The following is a 1,830-nucleotide window of genomic DNA, read 5'->3' on the forward strand; positions in this document are numbered from 1 at the left end:
GGCGGCGGAGCGCGGGTAGTTCTCGTAGACCACCAGCGTGTCGAACTCCGCACCAGAGCCGGTGAGTTGCCGGATCTCCGCCAGGCCCAGGTGCTGGTGCCCCATCAGGGCGACCTGGCGCCGCTGCAGGTCCGCGAGCAGATCCAGGGCCGGTTGCGCGGGGTCCAGGCGGGCCCGTACCGGGAGGGTGTTGATGAACAGCCCGACCGAGGTGTCAGCGCCCGGCACGTCGGCGGGCCGGCCGGCCACCGTGCTGCCGAACACCACGTCGTCGCGCCCGATGAGCCGGGCGAGCAGCAGCGCCCAGGCGCCCTGCACGATTGTGTTCATCGTCAGGCCGTGGGTGCGGGCGAGTTCGGTGAGGTCACGGGTCAGTTCGGCGGAGCACTCGAATTCCAGCGGGATCGGGCGTGCCGGCGCGGCCGAGCGGTCGGGCGCGACGCGGGAGGGCTCGTCGGCGCCGGCTAGCTCCACCTGCCAGGCGGCCCGCGCGGCCGGTCGGTCCTGTCGGCCCAGCCAGGCCAGATACTCCCGGTAGGACGTCGCCGGCGGCAGCGCCGCCCGCCGCTCGCCGGCCGCCGCCTCGTACAACGCGGACAGTTCATCGAAGAGGACTGGCAGCGACCAGCCGTCGACCACGACGTGATGAGTGGTCACCACCATGCGATGCCGCCGCTCGCCGAGCCGGATCAGCAGTACACGCAACAGCGGCGCCCTGGTCAGGTCGAACCGCTCCGCCATCTCCGCCGCGCACAGCCGGTCGATCTCCGCGCGCGCCTGTGCCTCCGGCAGGCCGGACACATCGGCCGCGCGCCACGGCAGGGTGACGGCGTCTGCGATGACCTGCACCGCTGCTTCGTCGGATGCACCCTGGTGAAAGCTCGCCCGCAGGATGGGGTGCCGGCCAAGGACCTCCTGCCATGCCCCGCGCAGCCGGGCCGCGTCCAGCGGGCCATCGAGCAGCAGAGCCCGCTGTCCCGCGTAGACGTCGGGTCCTCGGTCGTCAAAGGCGGCGTGGAAGAGCAGCCCTTCTTGCAGCGGGGACAGCGGCCAGACATCGGCCAGGTCCGGTACCGCCAGCTCCAGCTCCTGTACGCCGCGCTGAGTCAGGGGCAGTTGGAGCAGGGGGAAGTCGGAGGAGGTGTGACCGCCGGCTGCCGGGTCGCTGGCGGTGTGTTCGGCGAGCCCGGTGAGCAGCGCCAGCCACTGGCCACCGAGTTCGGCGGCCTCGGCGTCGTCGAGCAGACTGCCTGCCCAGGCCAGGGAGAGCGTCAGCGCTGGCCCGTGCGCGGTGTCCTGAACAACCGCGCCCGCGTCCAGTGCGTGGGCGACCGGCGCCTGCGGGTCGGCGGCACCGCGCGGTCCGGACGCACCGGCGGGCTCCCAGGCGGCCGCTTCGCCCTCGCCGGAGTCGGGCCCGGCGGGGAAGCGGCCGAGGTAGTTGAAGCCGATCTGCGGTACGGGCAGCGCGGCGAGTACGGGTGCGGTCTCGGGGTTGAGGTGGCGCAGGAGCTGGTAGCCGAGGCCGTCGCCGACCTTGGCCCGGGCCTGTTCCTTGACCGTCTTCAGCAGAGCGCCCGCCGCCGGACCCCCCGCCCGCGCCTCGGCGAGGTCCGCATCGCCCGCGGCGACCCGGACCGGATGGACGCCGGTGAACCAGCCCACGGTCCGCGACAAATCCACGGTGCCGTTCAGCTGCTCCCGGCCGTGCCCCTCGATGTCGACGAGAACTCCGGTGCCGTACTCCGGCCGCCACTGCGCCACCGCACCGGCCAGCGCCGCAAGGAGCACCTCATGCACCCCACAGTGGAAGACCGCGGCGGTACGGGC

General features: G+C 73.3%; 1 protein-coding gene. It reads right to left on the minus strand.

Features of this window, described 5'->3' with window-relative positions; all coding sequences use genetic code 11:
* A partial coding sequence (locus ACQKIP_RS46470) for a condensation domain-containing protein (protein WP_427745765.1) occupies positions 1–1,800 on the minus strand: 1,800 nt, incomplete at its 3' end.
* Positions 1,801–1,830: the final 30 nt, after the last annotated feature.

Origin of the sequence: Streptomyces sp. NPDC059900, assembly GCF_050270335.1 — a bacterium.
In the GTDB taxonomy this organism is placed as follows: Bacteria; Actinomycetota; Actinomycetes; order Streptomycetales; family Streptomycetaceae; genus Streptomyces.